This is a genomic window from Halodesulfovibrio sp. (genome assembly GCF_025210605.1).
Classification (GTDB): domain Bacteria; phylum Desulfobacterota; class Desulfovibrionia; order Desulfovibrionales; family Desulfovibrionaceae; genus Halodesulfovibrio.
Map to the genome: position 1 here is coordinate 62619 of NZ_JAOARI010000027.1, position 22580 is coordinate 85198.

At 44.4% G+C, this 22580-nt stretch carries 17 protein-coding genes; 13 read left to right on the plus strand and 4 right to left on the minus strand.

The window, feature by feature from the left end:
• The first annotated feature begins 301 nt into the window (after positions 1-301).
• Both N4A56_RS10435 and N4A56_RS10440 read left to right on the plus strand, forming a co-directional pair.
• Complete coding sequence (locus N4A56_RS10435; RefSeq protein ID WP_295547101.1) at positions 302-2500, plus strand: hypothetical protein; 2199 nt, start codon at positions 302-304, stop codon at positions 2498-2500.
• A 145-nt stretch (positions 2501-2645) separates the two neighbouring features.
• A complete protein-coding gene (locus N4A56_RS10440; RefSeq protein ID WP_295547103.1) occupies positions 2646-3893 on the plus strand; it encodes a type II secretion system F family protein in 1248 nt (415 codons plus the stop codon).
• A gap of 208 nt (positions 3894-4101) precedes the next feature.
• Here the strand turns inward: N4A56_RS10440 and gspN are convergent, their stop codons facing one another.
• From gspN to N4A56_RS10460, 4 genes are read right to left on the minus strand one after another with little or no spacing between them, the layout of a single operon-like run.
• Entirely contained in the window at positions 4102-5037 is a 936-nt protein-coding gene (gene gspN, locus N4A56_RS10445; protein WP_295547105.1) for a type II secretion system protein GspN, read from the minus strand.
• A gap of 16 nt (positions 5038-5053) precedes the next feature.
• On the minus strand, positions 5054-6745 hold the full coding sequence (gene gspE, locus N4A56_RS10450) for a type II secretion system ATPase GspE (RefSeq protein ID WP_295547107.1): 1692 nt from the start codon (positions 6743-6745) through the stop codon (positions 5054-5056).
• A gap of 6 nt (positions 6746-6751) precedes the next feature.
• On the minus strand, positions 6752-8710 hold the full coding sequence (gspD, locus tag N4A56_RS10455) for a type II secretion system secretin GspD (RefSeq protein WP_295547109.1): 1959 nt from the start codon (positions 8708-8710) through the stop codon (positions 6752-6754).
• A 2-nt stretch (positions 8711-8712) separates the two neighbouring features.
• A complete protein-coding gene (locus N4A56_RS10460) occupies positions 8713-9537 on the minus strand; it encodes a type II secretion system protein N (RefSeq protein ID WP_295547112.1) in 825 nt (274 codons plus the stop codon).
• Positions 9538-10084: 547 nt separating this feature from the next.
• Between N4A56_RS10460 and N4A56_RS10465 the strand changes: the two genes are divergently transcribed.
• The 11 genes from N4A56_RS10465 (at position 10085) to N4A56_RS10515 (ending at position 22562) form a co-directional block, all read left to right on the plus strand.
• Entirely contained in the window at positions 10085-10996 is a 912-nt protein-coding gene (locus N4A56_RS10465; RefSeq protein WP_295547114.1) for an alpha/beta hydrolase, read from the plus strand.
• Entirely contained in the window at positions 10993-11376 is a 384-nt protein-coding gene (locus N4A56_RS10470; RefSeq protein WP_293670929.1) for a prepilin-type N-terminal cleavage/methylation domain-containing protein, read from the plus strand. The genes N4A56_RS10465 and N4A56_RS10470 overlap by 4 nt, the downstream gene beginning before the upstream one ends.
• 6 nt (positions 11377-11382) lie before the next feature.
• Entirely contained in the window at positions 11383-12030 is a 648-nt protein-coding gene (locus tag N4A56_RS10475) for a prepilin-type N-terminal cleavage/methylation domain-containing protein (protein ID WP_293670930.1), read from the plus strand.
• The gene (locus N4A56_RS10480) at positions 12030-13067 is read left to right on the plus strand and encodes a type II secretion system protein GspK (RefSeq protein ID WP_295547118.1); all 1038 of its coding nucleotides are present in this window, start codon (positions 12030-12032) and stop codon (positions 13065-13067) included. The genes N4A56_RS10475 and N4A56_RS10480 overlap by 1 nt, the downstream gene beginning before the upstream one ends.
• A 168-nt stretch (positions 13068-13235) precedes the next feature.
• Positions 13236-15155, plus strand: a complete 1920-nt coding sequence (locus N4A56_RS10485) for a cache domain-containing protein (RefSeq protein WP_295547121.1) — start codon at positions 13236-13238, stop codon at positions 15153-15155.
• Positions 15127-16551, plus strand: a complete 1425-nt coding sequence (locus N4A56_RS10490; protein WP_295547123.1) for a sigma-54 dependent transcriptional regulator — start codon at positions 15127-15129, stop codon at positions 16549-16551. The genes N4A56_RS10485 and N4A56_RS10490 overlap by 29 nt, the downstream gene beginning before the upstream one ends.
• 1265 nt (positions 16552-17816) lie before the next feature.
• Positions 17817-18470, plus strand: coding sequence for a succinate dehydrogenase/fumarate reductase cytochrome b subunit (locus tag N4A56_RS10495; RefSeq protein ID WP_293669868.1), 654 nt, complete (start codon positions 17817-17819; stop codon positions 18468-18470).
• 28 nt (positions 18471-18498) lie between these two features.
• Positions 18499-20394, plus strand: a complete 1896-nt coding sequence (locus N4A56_RS10500; protein WP_293669870.1) for a fumarate reductase flavoprotein subunit — start codon at positions 18499-18501, stop codon at positions 20392-20394.
• An 11-nt stretch (positions 20395-20405) separates the two neighbouring features.
• Positions 20406-21194: a fumarate reductase iron-sulfur subunit gene (locus tag N4A56_RS10505; RefSeq protein ID WP_295547125.1), complete on the plus strand. Its 789-nt coding sequence runs from the start codon at positions 20406-20408 to the stop codon at positions 21192-21194.
• Positions 21181-22017 (plus strand): fumarate hydratase, encoded by an 837-nt coding sequence (locus tag N4A56_RS10510; RefSeq protein ID WP_295547127.1) that lies wholly within the window; start codon positions 21181-21183, stop codon positions 22015-22017. Before N4A56_RS10505 ends, N4A56_RS10510 begins: the two co-directional genes overlap by 14 nt.
• Positions 22017-22562 (plus strand): Fe-S-containing hydro-lyase, encoded by a 546-nt coding sequence (locus N4A56_RS10515; protein ID WP_295547128.1) that lies wholly within the window; start codon positions 22017-22019, stop codon positions 22560-22562. The genes N4A56_RS10510 and N4A56_RS10515 overlap by 1 nt, the downstream gene beginning before the upstream one ends.
• The last annotated feature ends 18 nt before the right edge of the window (positions 22563-22580 follow it).

The following is a 22580-nucleotide window of genomic DNA, read 5'->3' on the forward strand; positions in this document are numbered from 1 at the left end:
TTGCGTTACGCGCGTTCCGAAACAAATTGGGTACAAAAAAATCCTATTCATAACTAAGTTGTAATAAACCAAAAAAGCCTCCTGTATTGTCACACAGGAGGCTTTCTTGGTTTATTCCTTCCATACTGCTGTCCGCGCAATCGAAAAATACGCATATTATATGCCTATACGTTTTATAAAACATTTTATAAATATTAAATAGACAATCCTATTCAAATATCAATTGCATATTTCCTCTACTACATCATAAGACAACCTACGTTTAATTATTTTTTATTTTTCAGAATTAGTCGGGGGTCTTATGAAAACTTTAACATACAAACTTAGCTTAGTACTGCTCTTATTCTCCATTTTAACGGGGTGCGGGGGTACTAAAGAAATATCTCAAGAAACCACTACAAGTATCAAACAACCTACTACAATATCAGGGGCTGTTGTTGCAGCGCCAATTAACAACGCAACAGTCGAAGCCTACTGTAATGACACATGGATACCTGTCGGTGTAACAGAGAATGGATACATTTCTTTCACTAAGTTAGATAAAATAACCACGTTCCCTGTATTACTCCGCGCCAATGCAAACGGGCAGGGCGTAAATGCCAGAACAGGCTCTACCTTCAAAGCAGAACTGCGCGGGATAATGATGTCCCGCGAGGAAAAAGTATATTTAACACCAGTAACAACCCTTGGGGCGTTTTTCTTTGAAGCAGGCGGGAGCACGACCAAAGCCGCTGAAAGTGCCAAAGCTAAAATCAAAAATTTAGTGCAGTACACACTCGGTTTTGCCGATGTTGATCCATATGCAAACCCTCTTGGTGATGCGTTATTTAAACATGAAGTTGTGCAGCAAGCTTTTATGGTGACATTGGGCATTAAAGAAGAAACCGACCATACCTCTATGGAGCAATTTACCACTGTCATTGCTAATGTCGCTGAAAACATGAAGCATGATACATTTCTCGGAGCTGCAAAAAAAGTAAATACCAAACTTGGTTCAACTGTCCGAGAATATATAAAACAGCAACAAGGAACTATCGTTCGACGCGCAGCAGCATTACTCTACGACCATACTCGCGATCCAATTGACCAAGAAAAAGAGCAAGAAGAACTCGCTGACAGTATGAGTGCTATCATTGAAACGTTGCTGCTTGATGAGGAATCTTCCGAATCATTTATTTGCGAGAAAATTACTGACAAAAGCGATATTGGCATACCTCTACAGCCAGCAATGTATTCTCCTAAAAAAGCAAACCCTACTCCACTACGATTCCGAGTAGTTCTGTTAAGCAACAAAAACTCTGTTACAGAACTGACTAATAATGGAACCAAGAAACTGGTGTCACCCTTCAATGGCGGCTTTACCATAACGGAAGTCCCCGCAGTAGGCATTCTTAATGCAGGACAACCCCTTGCTGTTTTGGAGGAACAAAAGATATCAGCAGATAGCACTGAATATACGAATGATTCAGAGTTCAGTTTTTTCTTTGATTTCGCTTCTGCACCAATTGACTCCCAACATCATATAACGTTTGCAGCTGTAGACAACCCAACCATCACGTATACAATAACCTTCATTGTGAAAGGAGAAGGCGAGGTCATCATTGAGTCTGTCTCCAGCACTGGCTCTTCGAAGCTATTTGCATTTGATGAAGGTGATACGAAAACTATTCCGCAAGGGGCAGTTGCATCACTAACTGATGGACAAATTGCCGCACGCCTGACTCCAGCCTTCGGTTCACTCACACCTGAAAAAGTTTTTGATGCAGTCATGGTGCAATTCACCGCTCCAGAAGGCTTCATTTTCCGTGGCGAAGAGCATCCTTCCAAAGATATTTTCATGTCAATTTTACCTTCTGCTGCAAACAACACATTCACTTTTGCCCTGCCAAGCCTGATCGATATTGTTGCGACACATTCAACAGCCGTTGGCAAAAAAAATATTGAAATCAAAGTGCTCGATAAAAAATCGCGAGAAGTGCTGGCGCAAACCAAAAGCGAAGTGTTCTTTGTTCCCCAAAGCAAGCTAGGGTGCATCGTAGAAGCAACCATCAGCAATCAATCAAAAGACACTTTCTATTTCGCTAAGTCCAATGCCAATGACGACAATACCCTTGATAGTTTTACGTTCAACTGCGAGCTTAAAACATGGTACGACCTCGCAGAGATTCCAAAAGAAAAACAGCCTGAAGATGCGCTCAGCGCCTTCCCAAACACTTGGAAATTACGCTTCGATAATGCCCCTACAGGGCAGAGCGGTTTCAAAGAAAATGACGGTAGTTATTCAGCAGAGGTAAATTTGCAGCCATATCTAACTTCAGGCGTGAATAACCCTGCCAAATTCGAAATTATGGACTACCGAGAGCAAGGTGGGCGTGACCATCGACTGACCATTAAGCCCTACACATTTTCCAACACAATCCGACTTTATTATAAAATGGATGCAGAGTCCTCCGAAGAGCATATGGTGGATGGTACTTTTATTGTAAAACAAGAACCATAACCTGATTTAAGTGCTCTATAGCTTGCTTCACCTTTTTACTTATTGCTAAAAACGTACTATATACTCGCTACACTACACACAGGTGCAGCTTGCCTTTACTAGGCGGCACTGCATATTCCGCTTACACGTTAAGGGTTTTATATATATGTCATCATACAGGTACAAAGCAGTCGATAAAGCCGGTAAGAATACTAAGGGCGTCATTGACGCGGACAATGCCACTCAAGCAGCAAAACTGCTGCGGGATAAGGGTATGTACCCGCTCAACGTCGAAGCCCTTGGCTCTAGCCCTACATCAAAAAGCAAAGAAAAAAAGTCCAAGTTCTCAATTGATTTTTCTTCGCTATTCCAGCAGCGCATTCCTAAGAGTACTGTTGCCAGCACCATTCGGCAGCTTTCAACGTTATTGAATGCGGGGCTTGAACTTGATGAATCGTTGAGCACAATGATCGATCAGGGAGGCAAATCCCCGATGCGAAGCGTGCTGTCACAAATTCGTGACCGCATCCGCGAAGGCTCTGACCTTGCTGCTGCTTTTGCTGAATACCCACATGTATTCAACCCGACATTCATCACGATGATTAAAGCTGCTGAATCATCCGGTACACTTGGCATTGTTATGGAGCGCCTTGCAGAGCACGCAGAACAACAGCTTGCACTTACACGTAAGGTTCAGGGAACGCTTGCATACCCTATTCTTATGTTTATTGTGGGCATTGCAGTTGTAGTATTCCTCCTTGCGTTTGTTATCCCGAAAGTTACTCAGATCTTTATTGATCTGGATAGAGCTTTGCCAACTCCAACCCAGCTGCTACTGAATGTTAGTGCCGCATTACGATACAACTGGATGTACATTGTCGGTGGAATCACCATCTTTATGATTTCCATCAAGCAATTCATTAAGACACCACGCGGTAAAATAATGCATCATACACATATCCTGCGTGTGCCTATTCTCGGCTCGTTGCTGCAAATGCTGGTTATTGCACGAGTATGCCGTACACTGGGCATGCTGCTTAAGAACGGGGTATCATTAGTAAAAGCGCTCGATATTGTAAAAAACGTTGCGGGTAATGTTGTACTGGAAAAAAACATTTCTGACATGAACAAAGGCGTGCAGGAAGGGAAAAGCTTGGCAGAGTTCATGCGCAACTCACCAATCTTTCCAACTTCTGCGGTGCAGATGGTTGCAGCAGGTGAAAAAAGTGGGCAGCTCTCCCGTATGCTACTTGTAGTTGCTGACGACTGCGACAACCAAGTAAACGCCAAGTTACAAATTATTACCTCCTTAATGGAACCTGTCATGATTCTGTTACTGGGTGGCATGGTTGGCTTTGTAGTTATGGCAATCATTCTCCCTATCTTCGAAATGAGTAGCCTCGTAGGCGGCTAATTCTTTTTCCTTTGTCCCGTCCTTAAACAAGTAAAGGGTGGAACCGTATGGTTCCACCCTTTTTTTATCTAACTGTAATCTAGCGTTACCACAAAAGAACATACATAAAAAAAGCAGGACATCCGTAGATGTCCTGCTGCTTATTCTTTTACGTTGTTGTCGTAAACCTTGCTTACTGACTACTGAAAGCTACCTAACTTTCTACAACTTATTTCATGATAATTGTAGGTGCTGCAATACGTCCATTAATAGACACTGTAATGTCTTCGCCAGCTTCGAGCCGTTTTACAGCATTAGGATCAAGCAACTCAACAACTAAATCTTTCGGTGGAATAAATAGATTACTTTTAAATGAAACCTTTGAATCCACAATGTTGTTCATATTTACTTTCATAGAGCCTTTGACGTTTCCACGCAGAGTTTTATCCCGCACGCTAAAATCGTCTACAGTAAGGGACGAACCATCAAAGGAAGCAGAAGCAGTGACTACCATATTTTCAAAATTTTCTTTCTGAATAACTGGCACAGGGTTTCTAAAATGAAGTCCGCTTCCAGCTAGAGTAAGCTTACCTTCACCTTTAGTAATGTCCTGAGTAGAACCTGAGTATGCAAGGTGCACCGTTCCAGTACCCTTCATATCCGGGTCCATGGCCTTCAAATATGGAATTTGCCCAAACGACTGATTTTTAATTTCTAACACGGCGCTGACAGTGGAAATATCAAAAAATGAACCTGTCATTCCGTGAGCTTTAATCTTTCCGCCATATCCAGTTGCAGAAAAATTAGCGCCAAGCTTTCCGCTCAGAAGACTCCCATAATCAAGCGTGATGATTACGTCTTTCAACTCAGCCAAAGCATTACGAGATCTCTTCTTAGCAAAGTAAACCGAATCGATTTCAAGACGCGGTGGGAAAAATGAAAGATCAATCTTTCCTGGCTGAATATTAACGGCAGGTACAGAGGTAATTGCTTTGCGCAGCATAGGAGCAGCATCCTGCTCTGCCATACGCAACCCAAGGAACGCGCTGAACATTATGCCGCCGAAAAGCAAGTATACAAAAACTTTCACTGCAAGCCCTTTGGAAAAACCAAAGGAAATTGAAGGTAAAGAAACTTTATTTCTAAATGAAGCAAGCAAAGACATAGTACCTTTTTTGCCGTTATAAATTAGATACGCGCATAATTTCAGTTACTGAAGTAAGCCCCTGAAGAACTTTGGCGCAACCGTCTGCCCGCAGTGTTCGCATACCATCTGACACAGCCTGACGGCGAATTTCACCCGAATCAGAGTTAGCCATGACCTGCCGTTTAACGGGATCAGTAACCTGCATAATTTCGTAAACAGCCTGTCGCCCTTTGTAGCCGGTGTCCATACATTCAGGACAACCAACAGCCTGCCAAATCGGCTTACCGACCATGACATCTGCCATTGAACCACATTCAGCCACAATTTCCGGCGTTGCAGTAATCTCCCGCTTACAGTGAGGACACAAAACACGTACAAGACGCTGGGCAACCACCACGCGCAAAACAGACGAGAGGAGAAACGGCTCAACGCCCATATCGATAAGACGCGTCACAGCACTCGGGGCATCGTTTGTATGCAATGTAGAAAGAACCAAGTGACCAGTAAGCGCCGACTGAATCGCAATTTCAGCGGTTTCTTTATCACGAATCTCACCGATAAGAATTACATCAGGGTCCTGTCGAACAATAGAACGCAGCCCTTCTGCAAAGGTAAGCCCAGTTTTTGGGTTTACCTGAATCTGACCAATTCCTTCCAGCTGGTATTCAACTGGATCTTCAATGGTCATAATATTTTTATCAGGGGAGTTGATATCACTCAGAGCAGCATACAAGGTAGTAGTTTTACCACTACCAGTAGGACCAGTAACCAGAATGATGCCATGAGGAATGCGAGTCATACGACTGAGCATATCCAAGTCATCACCCTGCAATCCAAGCTCTTTCATACTGAGAATACGTGAACTTTTTTCCAAAAGACGCATTACAACACGTTCACCGTAGGACGTTGGCAAGGTAGATACACGCAAATCAACCTGACGACCACCAAGGGTGAGCGCAATACGCCCATCCTGCGGTAAACGTTTTTCTGCAATGTTCAGCTTTGCCATAACCTTAATACGAGAAACGATGGCAGCATGGAATTTCTTTGTGAATGTGTGCTTGTTATACAGCACACCATCAAGGCGGAATCGCACGCGTAGCGTATCTTTGAACGGCTCAATATGCACATCACTTGCACCGGCACGGACAGCCTGTGTCAGAACCATATTTACAAGCTTGATAAATGGCGCATCGCTTGAGTCGTCAAGCAAGTCGTTAATCTTGTCGTCATCTAGGCTTTCAAAATTAAAGTCTTCTACACCTTCAAGAACATCTGTAACGTCTGCATCTTCCTGAGAATCACCAAATGCTCTGTCGATAAGCAGGGTAACAGTTTGCTCAGTCAAAAGAATCGCCTGAGTGACAGGAACATCAAAGAAAATAGAAAAGTCGTTCATCACAGCGTGTGACGACGGTGATGTCATGCCGACAAAGACTTCACCGTCTTCGTCTTTCAACGGTACAGCCAAATGCTTTTTCAAATATGAAATAGAGAACTGACAAATAAGTTCTGTATCAACATATTCTTCTGGCACTTCCTCAAGAAAGTCCATGCCGTAAAATGCTGCCTGAACCTGCCGGAAACTCAATTCATCGAGCATGTCCCCGCTAAGCAACACTTCTTCTATGGTTTGCCCATGTTCAGCAGCACTTGCTTTGGCTTGCTCCATGCTTTCAACAGAGAGCAACCCGTTGTTCACTAACGTTTGTTCAAGAGTTAACATGACGTCCTACTGAATAATAATGGGTTCCATTAAGCGTGGCTGACTCATTACAGGCACACCCTGACCGGACTCACCAGTACGCTGTGAGAAATACTTTCTTCTTTTTTCACGAGTCAAACGTTCGTTTTCTTCAACGGTATTAATGATACGTGCAGAAATGAAAATGTATAAGTTTGTTTTAGCGCTGGTTTTTTTCTTCTGTTTAAAGAGCCATCCCAGAATAGGAACATCACCAAGCAGAGGAGTTTGGGAAACGCTGTTAGTGTCATCACTACTGAGCAAGCCAGCAATAACAGCAGTTTTACCATCAACCATGCGGATTGTAGTTGTAACCTGACGCTTACGAGTTGTTGGTGCAACAAGCTGCTGCCCCTTACCAACGTTCAACAGGGAGTTAACAACGCGGCTTACTTCCTGATTAACATTAAGAAGCAAGGTTTTGTTCGGTCCGATTCTTGGAGTAATTTTCAGTTTCACACCAACGTCTTTGTAATCAACGCTCTGTGTGCTGATGTCATAATCGTTCTTAACAACGGACTGTTTTACAAACGGGATGTTATCAACAATATCAACGTTTGCTTCTTCGTTGTTCAATGTAAGCAGCTGCGGTGTTGAAAGAATGGTAAATTCGTTGTTACCCTTAACCGCATTCAAAATTGACTGAATACTGAAAGACGTACCACCAATGCTGAACGCATCAGTAATAACAGCACCAATGGATGAACCGGAAGGGAAGCCTACAAAGCCGGAACCACTTTGAATTGGCAATGAGAGGCTACTGCCTCCATGGTTAGTACCACCAATTAAGCGAGTGTCACCGCCGCCAAGTGCGCCACCCCAGTTTACACCGAAGTTAAAGTTGGAATCGCTTGAAGCTTCCATTATAGCAGCTTCGATAAACACCTGACTACGAGGTTTATCGAGCTTTTTAATAACGCCTACAAGAATATCAAAATCGTCTGGACGAGCGGTAATTACGAGACTGTTTGTTGCTTTGTCAGCAACAATTTTTACTTCGCGGGAAAGGATTTTTTGATCCTTACTTTTCCCCTGACGCTCAACCAGTGTGTTTACAACTTTAGCTACGTCTTCTGCTTTGGCGTTTTCAAGAGCCAACGTATGGATATCACCCTTTCCTTTCGGAGTTTGAATATCCATGGTTTTAACCAGCTTTTCAATAATGAGCATTGTTTCAGCATCAGCAAGAGCAAGTACCGCGTTTGTACGCTCATCTGCCTGGACAATAGCTATAGATTTTTTCCCAAGCTTGATTTGCTCTTTAACCTGCGCTGCCAAAATTTTTGTCAGGCTGGCTGTTACGCTTTTTGAATCGCCATATTGCAAACCAAAGTTTCGCATTTGCGGTTCAAATTGTGCTTTATCAACAGTTTGAACAACTTTAAGAGCCTGTTGAATGGCATGGTACGGTGCTGTAACAATAAGAGAATTGCTTGGTGCGTACACCATAACAACACCGTTGGAGCCCATCATTTTGGGCAAAATTTTTGAAAGCTCAATGGCACTGGAATGCTTGAGCGGAATAATCTGTGTGACTAACTCGTCACCCTCAGGTCTTTCAAAACCTAACGCATTAGGGGAAGTAAGAGTTTTGAGAGCTTCTGTTTTGCCAAGTGCCATAGGCAAAATTTTGTATGCACGCCCGCTTGGCACAATCGCAAAATTGTTTACCTTAAGAACTGATTCAAACACTCGGTAGGCTTCATTAACACTCACCTTGGTAGGAGAATAGATGGTAACTCTGCCACCGACACGGTTGTCGACAATAAAGTTTTTGCCCGTAAGTTCACTAATGAACTTAATCAACACATGAATGTCTACTTTTTTGAAATCCATACTAATGTATCGACCTTCAGCAGCAACACTCACACCCATATTTCCGAAGGAAAGCAGGCAGGCAACCAGGACTACACTAAGACAACGTACTATTTTTTTTGCTATCATCATTCTTAATTCACTAGCCTATACGTCAAAGTTTGGCGTTTTCCTTTACGGATAATATCCAAGGAGATCATTTTTTCATCTAGCATTGAGAGTAAGGACGTTGCGTCAGTAATCGACGCAAACGTTTTTCCATTCGCTTCAACAAGCAAGTCATTCTTGCGCAAGCCCATGTTATAGAAGAAACTGTTCATACGTAAAAAACGCACCTGCAAACCATTTGTTCCATCAACGCTACGAGGAGCAAGTTGAATGCTTCGTGCAACTTTTGCCAAGTTTCCTAACTCTTTTTTAACAGCGCTTCGTGCAAGAACATGTTTCACTCCGCCTGCACCTGCTGCATCTTTCACATCAGGGTCAATAAGTAAACGCTCTTTTACACCGTTCTGTTCCAAAAGAACTTCTCTACGCATCACGGTCAGAATCTTCCAACCTTCTACAGCCTGTCCGACCTTATATAATGTTTGCTGATTATTAAGTAAAATAATAGCGAAACTGTGCGCCGGATTAACACCAAGGATAGTACCAAGCAGACTGAAGCCACGCTGACTGATGTTCGGCTTGGTTGAGGTTGAACCATCAAGAGCTATCAGCGGCTTAGGAGCCTCATTTTTTACTTTCAGCAAGTTTCGCTGTGCAATTACATCAAATGAGGTAAACGCCATTTTCTGTTGTGTTGTCGCAGAGTTGGCTGACAACATTACGTTTTTCGGAGCAACTACCTGTTCCGAAAAGAAAAAAGCATAGCAAGCACTTGCAAGAAAGTATGACACTACTGTTATTGCAAGTAACTCTATGAAAATTTTTACTTTACCTGTCAAAATGCCTGTCATTGAACTCTCATTACTAGAAAACTTAGGCTACAGCCGACAACTGTAAAACTACAAACATCATTGCGGCTAAAAACGTGGAAATATCCATTGAGAACTAGTGGGATTTACAAGATATAAACGAGAGACCATGAGTACAACCTTTTTAAACATAATTCAATAAGCTCCTTGTGCTTCCCAAAAAAATCTCTTTCTATATTCTCTGCAAAAATAAGGGGTAAGCTTTACAGGCTAAATCCCCCCAAAGCCACGAGTAGCAAGGGTTTCGTAAATCTATTGCAAAATAAATTGCAACCATTTACATTCGCCCGCAACATACCTCTTTTTTTGTCAATTGCTTTTAATATAAATGCAGTTGGGATAAAGAAAAATGGTGTTGTATAATTTTTTACTCAATTCCTACAATATATTAGAAAAACAATCGAACTATAAAATTACACTTGTAAAGTGCTAATTGACGCTTTTTGCATAAAAAAATTCAATTTATTACAAATTAAAATAAAAATATGCGCGTTTCATTCCGTGTAGTAACGATAATAGCAGGTATTTTATGCGTCGAACCATACTCTTTGCCTTTATTTCCATATTGTTAGTCTCTACTATCGCTGTTTTTGCTGTAGGACCGGAGAACGCGCTCCACAAAATACTGAAAGCGTACCTCTCCTCTCAAGGAATTGAACGACGTTTTACAAGCACCCCCAGATACAACATTGCGTATTTTGAAGGTGGAGAAAACAACAAAGAAACCGTTATCTTACTGCATGGTGCTGGAGGAAACGCCATTACAAGCTGGTTCCGTCTTCTTCCTACACTTGTTAAAAAATATCACGTAATTGCACCAGACCTTATTTTTGCCAACCTTGCAGATTATTTAAAAAATAATACGTATTCGATCTCACTCGATACGTTTCTTGTAGATGATCTGGTGCGAGCAAAGCGTATTTCCCAATATCACATTGCAGGGCTTTCGGTGGGTGGTCTTATTGCCATGCATGTGGCACAAAACAATCCAGATGCAGTGCAGAGTGTTATGCTCATTACTCCCGCAGGGCACAATCTGGAACAGCTTACAGCTGTGCTCACCAGCAAAGGTGACAAGGCTGGCGAATGGTTCTACAAGAACTTATTTCAACACCCTTTTCCCGTACCGGATTTCATTCTTGCCGGACAATTCAAGCGTATCAATGCCATTGTTCAGAGCATTCCGAACATGTTGAAATCAAGCGGACATGAGTTGACACCGCGCTATGCTGACATACGGCAGCCGACGCTGATTCTTTGGGGGGAAGATGACAAAATTCTTCCAATCAGCTTTGCAACACCGCTTGTTCAGGCTCTTCCACAGGCAAGCCTACAGACGCTTACCGATTGTGGGCATGGTGTTGTGTGGGATCAACCAGCGCTTTTAGAACAGGCTTTACTTACTTTTCTTAACGATCAAACAACGACAACCGCACAATGAAACATATAGATTCTCATTCAGGCTCTTCCAACCAACAAGGCTTCACTATTATTGAAGTGCTTGTTGCTCTGGTGCTCTTAAGCATAGCCGTGCTGATGACTATAGAGCTTACCACTCAGAATCAGGAAGCACTGTCAAAAACGCATATGCAAGACACTGCTACATTGCTTGCGAGAGAAAAGCTTTTTGAGCTGGAGCAGGACGGACTTTCTGCATCAACAGGAAAATCCGGAAACTTCGGCGCTGACAACCGTAATTTTAAATGGGAAGCCAGAGCGCACTCAACAAACAGACTCTCCAGTTACCGGCTGGAAGTGACCGTTACATGGGGAAAAGAGAAAAAACGCCATGTGACTATTGAGAAAATTTTTACAGAATAATATCTCATGCAGCATATAAAACATAACGCACAGGCAGGATTTACCCTGCTTGAAATTCTTATTGCTATGATGCTTATGGCAACGATCATCACAGCACTTTTCGGTTTATTTACAAACGTCATTGATGCCTCGCAGCATGCACGTAATCGAATGGATATCGATAAAATCGGCAGAGCTGTTTTATCTGTTGTTGAAGAAGATTTCCGCTACATGTCTGCCGACGCAGCAAACAGTGCTCTCAAATTCGACACAACCATTGATGCGGACGAAACATACGCACCGGAAGAAGAAGCTGTTATGGGGTTTCCCACAACCTCTTCACTCAAGCTAAAAAAAGTCGAGAATGAATTTTCATTACAGTATGTGACGTACACCCTTTTAAAGGATGATGACGACCGCTACACGCTGTACAGAATTGAAAAGCCGTATCCGACTATTTCTGATGACTTTACTGAACTCAAATATGAAATTGTAAGCGACATGCTAAACTGTAAATTCTTCTATTATGATAAAGAATATAATGAATTCAAAGAAGAATGGGGTGTTGAACGCACCAGCCCCCCTGCTGCGATCAAATTTGAATTTTCTCTTGGTGAAAAAGATAACCCACATGAATACTCACTAGTTATTCCACTGCCGGAGGATACAATTTAATGAAAGCCTCCTCATCACAGTCTGTAAAATCTGCTTCTAATGAGCGCGGTGCTATCATTATTATCATCCTGCTTGTTCTGGCGGTATTATCGTTCCTTGCAATGGAGTTATCCAAAGAGACGCTGGTAGATCATGCTAGTTCTACGGTTTTAAAATCAACACTTTCCGGTAACGCACTGTGTGATTCCGGTAACGTATTAGCAAAGAAAATTCTTCTGGCTGATTACGAATATAGTAAAGCTGACCACAAATTCGAAGACTGGGGTAAATTCAACGAGCCACTCGAAGATATCTCGGAAGAACTTGTAAGCGGCAGCATCACAGGAACTATTACGGATGAAAACGGGCTGTTCCCGATAAACAAACTCACATCTACCGCTGCCGCAGATGCAAACAAAACTACTGCGTATCGCGGTATCATGCTGCGTTTACTGACCCAGTTGTGCGACGATCTGGACATTGAAGACGCCAAACCTGAAGACTTTCTTACTGCAATCCGCATATGGCAGGGTGAAAATCTACCTGATACATTTAAGCATGATATCTGGTATCAGAGCAGGCAGGAGCCATACAAAAGTCCGAAAAAAGCTATGGTCTCCCCAGAAGAACTTCTACTGTTATATTGGCCGAACGCACTTCCAGGAGATGTCGAACGCCTTTATTACGGCACAAAAGACGTCAAAGGCTTGCGTGATCTTGTTTCCATATGGGCAACCGGTCCAATCAACATGAATACAGCGCCTAAAGAGATTCTCTGGGCACTGCCGACAGATAAAACAAAACGGTATGAATTTCTCGATGTTGTTAATGAATACCGCAGCAACGAAGCCAACAGCTTTGAAGATACATGGTACATAACGGTTGCCGGATATGTTGGCATTCCGCAAAGCAACTTGCCGACACTCACGTTAGGGGTAACCAGCAATATCTTTAGAATAAATATAACAGCTACCGTCGGCGGTGGTGAAAAACGAGAAAGCACCGTGGTTAAACGTAACAGCGAGGACCTTAACGTGCTTCAAAGATTTGCAAACTAGCAAATAACCACCTGTAAATTCAACAAATACAAGGCTGCATTTTTCTTTTTGAAAAATGCAGCCTTTACTGTTTGTGTTAAAATATAAACTAGCCCCTTCTGCTTTCCCTTTTTTCAAGGTTGTCCTACAGTCGCTCTAAGTTCTTTCCTTCAGTATGGAGTAAGTACAGTGTCAGACCAACCGACAATCACAAATAAGATTACGTTATTGCTGGTCTTTATGTTCTTTTTTTCTGCGACTATCGGCATTACGTATATCTATTATATGAATAAGGTAAAAGAAGATGCCGTAAACGAATCGCAAACAGCCATGCTTACAGGATACAAACGGAGCCTTGCCTATTCTATCCGCACCATTGCAGACTTATTAGGAAATCAACTTAAAGATGTTCCTCAAAAAGAAAAACAGGCACACGTGCAGCGAGCTATTCAAGAATTACGCTACGACACCGATGGCTATTATTTTGTGTATAATACAAAAGGCGTAAACATAGCTCACCCACTCCACCCTGAATTTATTAATACCAACCGCCTTACGCATAAAGATCAGAACGGGCATAGATATATTGCAGATCTCGCAAACGCTGCACAAAACGGTGGCGGCTACACCACGTACTGGTTCTCAAAACCCGATAAAAAAATTCCTCTTCCAAAACTCGCCTACGCTCAAATGATTCCTGATACGGATTTTTGGATTGCTACAGGAATTTACATCGACACGATTGATGCCGAGCAACAAGCACTCGTCAAAAAACTGGAAACTCACGTACAAAAATCGATTATCATCGTATCAGTCGGAACAACTTTTGTTCTGTTCTTCCTTGTAGTTCCGGCAAGTTTTTACATGATTAACACCATTATCCAACCGTGGAAACAAATGGAGAGAGAACTCCGCCACGCGCAAAAAATGGAAGCAATCGGAATCTTTGCTGGAGGAATTGCACATGATTTCAACAATATTCTTGGTGCGATAATATCGTGCAGTGAACTTGCGCTGATTGATTTAAAGAAACACATGTCAGCGCATGAAGATTTACGACGAATACTACAAGCCGCTAACCGTGGTAAGGCACTCGTGCGTAAAATCAAAGCATTCAGCACCCGTAACAGCACGCATGTTCAACTCATGCGTCCAGCCACTGTTCTACAAGAATGTATGCGTCTGCTTGAGTCATTCATACCTGCAACAATTGACGTCTCGGTGCGCAACAGATGCGATGCGGCGCTTATTTATGCAGACCCCGATCAGTATCTGCAAATTCTTATGAATCTGTGTACAAACGCAGTTCAGGCAATGGATGGAACAAAGGGCAGCCTACATATAGAACTGTATGTGCGGGAAGTCAGCCTTTCTGAAGCAAAAGAAATGAAGATTTCACCTTACCATTATGTTGCGCTGACTGTTCGAGATACCGGAACCGGAATTCCACAGCATTTGATAGATCAGATTTTTGATCCATTTTACACAACGCGCAAAAAAGTAGGCGGAACCGGCTTAGGGCTTTCCGTCATATCTTCTATCATCAAGCAAAACAAAGGACACATCAGTGTCCAAAGCACTACAGGTGTGGGAACATCCTTTACTGTTCTTCTGCCGTATGCTGGAAAATCTACGGAAGAAGCTCCGCAACAACTGAACGCGGTACAGGTTCAAGGGGGAACAGAATCGATTCTTTTTGTCGATGATGATAAAGACCTCGCCTACCCCGTAGAAAAATTATTTTCGCACTATGGGTACAACGTGTCACTGTTCACAAACAGTCAGGAAGCACTCGACGCCTTCAAAGAAAATCCGCAGAGTTATGACCTGTTGTTAACTGACCAGATGATGCCGCATTTAACTGGAACAGAGCTCATTAAAGAAATCCATTCTGTTAAGCCTGATATGCCAACAATTTTATATAGTGGCTTAGAAGGAAGCGACTTATGCGCTGAAACCCCGTCGGAATGGGAAGACCTTGGAGTAACGAGATTTTTCTCTAAGCCGTTTGAGCCTGCGATGCTCTGCGAAGCAGTTCGCCAATTGCTCAATGAATCCTGCTCAACAGATAAGGAGCCTCATGAATACACCAGCAATACTCATAATTGATGATGATCCTGACGTAACATATGCGCTCAGTCGCGCTGCACGCCATCTTGGTTATGCTGCGGACTCTGCTGCTACGATTCATGATGCTCTACAAAAAACGACGGCTAAAGAATTTGATGCCGTATTCCTTGATGTTCAACTTCCTGATGGCAGCGGCATGGATATTATCAGTGATATTATGAATCAACCGGCGCATCCGGAGCTTATTATCATCACCGGAAACGGAGATCCGGAAGCCGCTGAGCTGGCAATTTCCAGCGGAGCATGGGACTACGTTGAAAAAGGCGATTCTATTCATGTCATAATGGATACTCTTTCCAATGCACTGGAATACCGTTCAGATAAGCTCTCATCCCGTAAGGTTCGCCAAATACAAGCGCTACGAAGAGAAAATATTATTGGCGAAAGCAACTCTATCACTCGATGCCTTGAGCAAGTCGGCAAGCTAGCAGAAAGTGATATGAACGTGTTGCTCACAGGCGAAACAGGCACAGGCAAAGAACTCTTTGCTCGTGCTTTGCACAACAACAGCCCAAGACACAAAGGTCCTTTTATTGTTGTGGACTGTGCCGCATTGCCGGAAAATCTTGTGGAAACCCTGCTCTTCGGGCACGAAAAAGGAACGTTTACCGGAGCATTACACGATAAAGAAGGGCTTATCCTCCAAGCGAATAACGGAACCTTATTCCTTGATGAAGTGGGCGAACTTCCTCTTTCTACGCAAAAAGCATTTTTACGAGTTTTGCAAGAACGCACCGTGCGCCCGCTCGGTAGTAAAAAAGAAATACCGTGCAACTTCCGCCTTGTCTCCGCGACCAACAGAGACCTTGATGCCATGCAACAAGAGCACACTTTCAGGACAGATTTAGCATTCAGGCTCTGTTCTGCAAAGATTACACTTCCGCCCCTACGAGAACGACGCGAAGACATAGCGTTGCTTATCGACCACTACATGACGCTTTTTTTCAAAAAAAACGCACTGGCTTCAAAGGCGTTCAACCCAAGTGTTCTCACCACACTGGAAGATTACGACTGGCCGGGAAACGTGCGGGAACTGGTCAACGCTGTAGAATTTATTGTGTCGACGTCTCGCAACGAATCCAGAATCTTCATCAAGCATCTTCCCCCAGCGCTCCGTGCACGCCTTGCTAAAAACAGAATTACTCCAAGCAGTTCCTCAGACAGCAAATTGTCTTCTAATTTTTCGTACGAAGTAAGCAACGAAGAATTGCCCACCATGCAAGAACACAGAAATGCTGTTATCGAAAAAGCAGAGCACAGCTATCTAACGCAGCTGCTCAATTCTACCAAAGGCTCAATCAAACAGGCTGTCGAGCTTTCCGGACTATCACAGTCACGTCTGTATGCATTGCTCAAAAAGCATCGTATTAAATAGCCGCTGGATCGAGTAGAAATCAGCGGGCTGTGTCCATTTTTTATGTGACACTTCAGTCTCCGACAGCGCTGCCGCGAGCTTTAAGAACCTTTCTCGAAGAAAGGTTCTTAAAAATCTCCAAAGACTTTTACCCGCGAGATCAGCACGTTTTTTACAACACCTCGCGGCTTACGCACCACTACCTTGCTCAATAAAAAACAAATAACTGGCGTAATACACTCCCAAAAAAAATTCCCCTAATAGGGGTCAAGGGGACGTGTCCCCTTGCGGGGGTGCAGGGGGCAGCGCCCGCCTGTTCGCCGAAGGCAACAAAAATATATTATCGAATCTCTTCCGGCTATTCCTACTGACGCCTCCGGCGGCTGGGCTGAAAACTTTGAAAAGTTTTCCCCCAGACCCCCTTTCAAACTTTTTACTTGCGAGTTCTTTCGTTTTTTAATTTCTTGCATGACTTGAACGTACGTAGCGGCATCACAAAGGGTGGAGTTAACTAACTCCACCCTTTCTTTATTGCCCAAAAGCATTCCCCCTAAATGGGGTTAAGGGGACGTGTCCCCTTGCGGGGGTGCAGGGGGCAGCGCCCACCTGCCCGTCGGAGACTTGCCGAAGGCATCACGGCAAATATCAAAACACATCTACCTATAATACTTGAAAAAGTCTTCGACGACGCTGCCGCGGGCTTTAAGAACCTTTCTCGAAGAAAGGTTCTTAAAAATCTCCAAAGACTTTTACCCGCGAGATCAGCACGTTTCTTACAACAACTCGCGGCTTACGCACCACTACCTACTCAATAAAAAACAAATCACTGGCGTAATACGCTCCCCAAAAAACATTCCCCTAAATGGGGTCAAGGGGACGTGTCCCCTTGCGGGGGTGCAGGGGGCAGCGCCCGCCTGCCCGTCGGAGACTCGCCGAAGGCATCACTACATTGCTTTAAACATAACACTACGAGATATTACACTTTATTCTTTGATAAGAATTATTCTTTGGTTCTTGTTGTTTTCCTGTCTCGCAAGAAAATTTTACTATTCTGTAAGAAAAACCCTGCTTCAATTCATCGCTCAAACAGCATTAACATACTGTTTTTAAATCATATTTCATTATTTTTATTTTGGCATACTCCATGCTTTTACCAGTACACAACGACCCATCTTAACGGGTTATCGTTCAACACTAACGGTACAGAAATAAGCAGAGCAAATTGAACACATTGAGAAAAACTTCTGTTGCACTTCTGCACCACAAGTAACTGCTAAGGAGAGACCATGGATGCTAGTACACTTACGCTACACGTAAGAAAAAACGGAGCCGGAGTCGGGCGTTTAGACGTCATGCAAATGTTATCAGGGGTGCTTCTCATTCTTTTCCTCTGGGCACATTTAATGCTTGTATCGAGTGTTCTTATCAGCCCTAAGCTGATGGATGCCATCGCATGGTTCTTCGAAACCACGTACATGGCTCAGGTCGGTGGACCACTAATCGGGCTGCTTATTTTTGCTCATTTCCTTCTTGCAGCCCGTAAAATGCCTTGGCGCTCACAGGAAGCAAACGCTTTCGTCAAGCACAGCGTCATGATGCACCACAAAGATACTTGGCTTTGGCTTGCACAAGTTGGAACTGCTCTTCTTATCCTTATTATGGCTGCCACACACATGTGGGTAGTCCTTACAGATCTCCCTATCACCGCAGCCAAAAGTGCTGCCCGCGTCCAAAGCGGTATCTGGCTTCCATTCTACCTTGTTCTACTCCCACTTGCCGAAATTCACGTTGGCATCGGGTTCTATCGTATTGGCGTCAAATACGGATACATCACTAAGGCAAACCGTAAATGGTATCAGCGGCTTGAAAATTACATGATGGGCGGCTTTATCACCATCGGTCTGCTTACACTTATCCGCTTTTTATTCCTTACGGTTTAACTGCCAACCAGATTAACAGGATTATATCATGCAAATTATTTATAGTGATTTACTCTGTATAGGCGCAGGGCTTGCCGGGGAACGCGTTGCTGTAGAAGCTGCTAAAGCCGGTTTTGATGTCACATGTCTTTCTATTGTTCCACCGCGTCGCTCTCATTCATCGGCTGCTCAGGGGGGAATGCAGGCGGCACTGGGTAACGCGATTATGGGTGACGGCGACAACCCTGATATTCACTTTGCAGATACAGTAAAAGGTTCTGACTGGGGATGCGATCAGGAAGTAGCACGCATTTTTGCGGATACCGCTCCAATTGTTATGCGAGAAGTTGCCCATTGGGGTGTTCCATGGAACCGCGTAGAAGCTGGCGTGCATACCTACTATAAAGGGGGTAAGCCGTTTGAAGCTGAAGAAAAGCGCGAAAAACATGGTCTGATTCACGCCAGAGCATTTGGCGGTACTGCTAAATGGCGTACGTGCTACACAGCAGATGGAACCGGACGCTCTGTTCTTAACACTCTTGATTCGATGTGTTTACGATATGAAGTCGGCATTCACGACCGCACTCAGGCAGAAGCTCTTATTCATGACGGCGAAAACTGCCTCGGCGCAATTGTACGCTGCCTAAAAACAGGTGAACTCAAAGCGTATCTTGCCACAGCAACACTTATCGCAACTGGCGGATATGGTCGAATCTACCGAGCAACAACTAACGCTGTTATCTGTGATGGCGGCGGTCAGATTGCTGCCCTTGATACAGGTCTTGTTCCGCTGGGTAACATGGAAGCTATCCAGTTCCATCCAACCGGAACCGTTCCTACCGATATTCTTGTAACAGAAGGTTGTCGCGGTGATGGCGGTACACTTCTTGATGTTAACGAATACCGCTTCATGCCGGATTACGAACCGGAGAAAGCTGAACTGGCTTCCCGCGATGTTGTATCCCGTCGCATGCAGGAACACATCCGTAAAGGACTCGGCGTAAAGTCTCCATATGGCGACCACCTCTGGCTTGATATTCGTCATCTGGGTGAAAAACACATCACTACAAAACTCCGCGAAGTATACGATATTTGTACGAACTTCCTCGGTGTTAACCCTATTCACGATCTTATTCCTGTTCGCCCTACGCAGCATTACTCCATGGGTGGCATCCGCACCAACAAAGACGGTGCAGCGTACGGCTTGAAAGGTCTGTTCTCAGCAGGCGAGTCTGCATGTTGGGACATGCACGGCTTCAACCGTCTAGGCGGAAACTCTCTTGCCGAAACTGTTGTAGCAGGTCGCTACGTGGGTAAAAAAATCGTCGAATTCTTGAAAGGTCACACTGTTGATTTCAAACAGTCTGCCATTAACGACGCTCACACTCAGGTCGCTGCACGTATCATGGAAATGACCAAGAGCAGCAGCAAGCAAGAAAGTGCTATTCAGCTGCGTGATGAAATGCACAGCACCATGATGGATAACGTAGGTATTTTCCGTAACGGTAAAGATCTGCAAAAAGCTGTGGATACACTTGATGAGCTTATTGAGCGCTCCAAAAACATCAAACTGCAAGGCACAGCAATCGGGTTCAACCCTGAAATCTCCCTTGCCCTCAGAATGCCGGGCATGCTCAAGCTTGCACAGTGCACAGCGTACGGCGCACTTCAGCGTACAGAATCCCGCGGCGCACATACTCGCGAAGATTTCCCAGAACGTAACGATAAAGAATGGCTTAACCGCACTCTTGCGTACTGGAAAGAAGGCGAAACACGTCCTGAACTTACATATGAAGATGCTTCTCCATACTTTGAAATACCTCCAGGCGAGCGCGGATATGGCGGCGGTAAAATTATTACTGCTGACATTCCTGAAGAAAAGCTTCGTCTGCCGAAAAACGGTGCAGACGAAAAAAAAGCAAAACAGACAAAAAAAGCTAGCTAAGGAGAGTACGTATGAGCCGTCGTCTACATATCGAAGTATTCAGATACAACCCGCTTGATCCAAATTCCGAACCACATATGCAGTCATTTTATGTAAATGAATATGACTCCATGACTCTGTTCATCGCACTTAACATTATCCGCGACGAACAAGACCCCACCTTGCAATTCGACTTCTGCTGTCGTGCAGGAATCTGCGGTTCCTGCGGCATGGTAATTAACGGCAGACCGGGTCTTGCGTGCCATACGCAAACCCGCGATCTGCCCGATCACATTGTCCTGCATCCACTGCCTGTATTTAAACTCATCGGTGACCTTTCTGTTGATACAGGAACGTGGTTCCGCGATGCAGGTGCTCGTATTGAAGCGTGGGTTCACAACGACCACGACAAGTTTGATGCAGAAGCAGAAGAAGTACGCATGGAAAACGATTTAGCAAACGAAATTTTCGAGCTTGATCGTTGCATAGAATGTGGCTGTTGCGTTTCTGCCTGCGGTACTGCCCGCATGCGTGAAGACTTCCTCGGTGCTACTTCCATCGCCCGCGTTGCCCGCTTCTACCTTGATCCGCGTGATGAACGAAACGAAGAAAATTACTATCAAGTCATCGGCAACGATCAGGGCGTATTCGGCTGCATGGGATTGCTGGGCTGTGAGGATGTTTGTCCTAAGCATATCCCGCTCCAAGATCAGCTTGGCATCATGCGCCGTATGCTTGCCATCCATTCTGTAAAGGGAATCCTTCCAAAACGTGTTCTTGAAAAACTTCAACACAAAGGATGCTGCCATGAAAGTCATTAAGGCTGAACAGATTCATAATGCTGTTGTCGATTTGGTTTTACAGGCTGCACGCTATCTGCCGGAAGACGTAAAAACTGCCATCCGTGTTGCGCGCAACAATGAGACTTCCGAATCTGCAAAGGAAATTCTCGGTCAACTGCTGGAAAATGCTGATCTTGCAAAAGAATCCGGTCTCCCCCTTTGTCAGGACACAGGCTTAGGTGTCTTCTATGTAGAAATCGGCAGCGACGTTCAGATAGAGGGCAATATTACAGACATCATTAATGATGCGATGATCGAAGGATACAACAAAGGTTTGCTCCGTAAATCATCTTGCCATCCGCTCACCCGTAAAAACACCATGGACAACAGCCCTGCCGTTATCCACTACACACATGTTGCAGGCGACAAGCTGAATATCAAACACATGGCAAAAGGTGGCGGTTCTGAAAACATGTCCCGCTGCACCATGCTTACTCCGGCTCAAGGCTGGGAAGGCATTAAAGAATTTGTTGTGCGCCGTATGGCTGAAGCCGGTCCTAACCCTTGCCCGCCGACAATTGTCGGAGTCGGCATCGGCGGAACCTTTGACTTAGCGCCTGCACTTGCAAAAGAAGCGCTCTTCCGTCCTCTTTCTGCTGAAAACCCTGATCCTGAACTGGCAGCTATGGAAAAAGAATTGCTCGCTGAGATTAACCAGCTTGGCATCGGCCCTATGGGACTTGGCGGAAAAACAACTTGCCTTGGCGTAAAAATAGCCATGCACCCTTGCCACATCGCAAGCCTGCCGCTGGCAGTCAACGTTCAGTGTCATTCTTCCAGAATTAAGGAGGTTACACTCTAATGGCTACCTACAATATGACAGCCCCGCTGAAAGATGAAGATGTCGCCAAACTGCATGCAGGTGATGTGGTTAAACTCTCAGGTACTATCTACACAGCGCGCGATGCAGCCCATAAACGCCTTTGCGACATGCTGGATAACAATGAAGAGCTGCCTTTTGAACTACAGGGCGCAGTAATCTACTACGTAGGTCCTAGCCCTGCCCCTGAAGGCAGACCTATCGGCTCGGCTGGTCCTACCACCAGCTACCGTATGGACACCTATGCTCCGCGGCTACATAGCCTTGGCGTTAAAGCAAGCGTTGGCAAAGGGAAACGCAGTCCGGAAGTGCGCAAAGCGTTGCAAGAACATACAGGTGTTTATTTTGGCGCAACAGGCGGTGCCGGGGCGCTCCTCTCCCAGTGCATTACCAGCGCCAAAATAATCGCATTTGAAGATTTAGGTCCCGAGGCAATTCGAGAACTGACTGTCGATAACTTCCCGCTGCTTGTGGTGAACGACAGCTATGGTGAAGAGCAATACGCAAAACCGAACTTCGAATTTTAACTCAACAAAAAAAGGAAA

Bases quoted from the DNA above. Each gene is read 5' to 3' on its own strand.
- gspD (WP_295547109.1), bottom strand. From the start codon at position 8,710: ATGATGATAGCAAAAAAAATAGTACGTTGTCTTAGTGTAGTCCTGGTT.
- gspE (WP_295547107.1), bottom strand. From the start codon at position 6,745: ATGTTAACTCTTGAACAAACGTTAGTGAACAACGGGTTGCTCTCTGTT.
- N4A56_RS10480 (WP_295547118.1), top strand. From the start codon at position 12,030: ATGAAAGCCTCCTCATCACAGTCTGTAAAATCTGCTTCTAATGAGCGC.
- N4A56_RS10440 (WP_295547103.1), top strand. From the start codon at position 2,646: ATGTCATCATACAGGTACAAAGCAGTCGATAAAGCCGGTAAGAATACT.
- N4A56_RS10460 (WP_295547112.1), bottom strand. From the start codon at position 9,537: ATGACAGGCATTTTGACAGGTAAAGTAAAAATTTTCATAGAGTTACTT.
- N4A56_RS10500 (WP_293669870.1), top strand. From the start codon at position 18,499: ATGCAAATTATTTATAGTGATTTACTCTGTATAGGCGCAGGGCTTGCC.
- N4A56_RS10490 (WP_295547123.1), top strand. From the start codon at position 15,127: ATGAATACACCAGCAATACTCATAATTGATGATGATCCTGACGTAACA.
- N4A56_RS10515 (WP_295547128.1), top strand. From the start codon at position 22,017: ATGGCTACCTACAATATGACAGCCCCGCTGAAAGATGAAGATGTCGCC.
- N4A56_RS10470 (WP_293670929.1), top strand. From the start codon at position 10,993: ATGAAACATATAGATTCTCATTCAGGCTCTTCCAACCAACAAGGCTTC.
- N4A56_RS10465 (WP_295547114.1), top strand. From the start codon at position 10,085: ATGCGTCGAACCATACTCTTTGCCTTTATTTCCATATTGTTAGTCTCT.
- gspN (WP_295547105.1), bottom strand. From the start codon at position 5,037: ATGTCTTTGCTTGCTTCATTTAGAAATAAAGTTTCTTTACCTTCAATT.
- N4A56_RS10505 (WP_295547125.1), top strand. From the start codon at position 20,406: ATGAGCCGTCGTCTACATATCGAAGTATTCAGATACAACCCGCTTGAT.
- N4A56_RS10475 (WP_293670930.1), top strand. From the start codon at position 11,383: ATGCAGCATATAAAACATAACGCACAGGCAGGATTTACCCTGCTTGAA.
- N4A56_RS10510 (WP_295547127.1), top strand. From the start codon at position 21,181: ATGAAAGTCATTAAGGCTGAACAGATTCATAATGCTGTTGTCGATTTG.
- N4A56_RS10435 (WP_295547101.1), top strand. From the start codon at position 302: ATGAAAACTTTAACATACAAACTTAGCTTAGTACTGCTCTTATTCTCC.
- N4A56_RS10495 (WP_293669868.1), top strand. From the start codon at position 17,817: ATGGATGCTAGTACACTTACGCTACACGTAAGAAAAAACGGAGCCGGA.